Source organism: Mycobacterium intermedium, assembly GCF_002086275.1.
Lineage (GTDB): Bacteria > Actinomycetota > Actinomycetes > Mycobacteriales > Mycobacteriaceae > Mycobacterium > Mycobacterium intermedium.
On the sequence record NZ_MVHT01000295.1, the window covers coordinates 1 to 639 of the forward strand.

Annotated in this window: 1 protein-coding gene; it reads right to left on the minus strand. The window is 62.0% G+C overall.

Annotated features, from left to right (window positions below):
• Nucleotides 1-171: 171 nt before the first annotated feature.
• A complete protein-coding gene (locus BST27_RS32195; RefSeq protein WP_139805518.1) occupies nucleotides 172-399 on the minus strand; it encodes a hypothetical protein in 228 nt (75 codons plus the stop codon).
• Nucleotides 400-639 lie beyond the last annotated feature (240 nt).

Here is a 639-nt window from a genome sequence, read left to right on the forward strand (position 1 = left end):
CGCACGACTGGATCAAGCCGGCGGTCTGGATAGCAGCGACGCCGACCCCATCGCTGAGCTCGGGCAACGGGCGCTCGGTGCCGGACTACAGACCGCCAGCCTCGACGAAGTGCTCTGTATTAGAGCAACCTGACCCCGCATCACGCCTGAAGGCAATGCCTGGCCCCTTCATCAGCGACCGCGCACCCAATCTCGCCACTCTTTGAGAATCTCGGACAGCTCACGATCCGAGGCGAACAATTCGTCGATCTTGGCGCGAACACGATCGGTCGCCGATACTCGTGCAGGCACCGGCATAAGTCCTTTCTTCAATGCCTTGGTCGGCTCGAAGTGGCAATGGCCAAGTTGAAGTATCCGCTGGTGGCCAGATGAAAGTCTCCATCCCGTGATCGCGCTCATCGAAAATCCCCAGGCGTGCTCGCCGAAAGTCCTCACCTGTGAGCAGCGCTCAGTGTAGTTGGTGGGTTCCCGGTGGCGGCTCTGCGGAGGGTTTCGGCGGCGCCTTGGTGGTCGCGTAGCCGGTAGGGCTCACCGCCGTGGGCGATGCCAGTCGCGGTTATCACCCGACTTGGCTCAAATTAGTGCGCACCGTCGGCGCGGATTTCGAGCAGCGCAATGCGTAGGTCGTCGGGTAGTGGG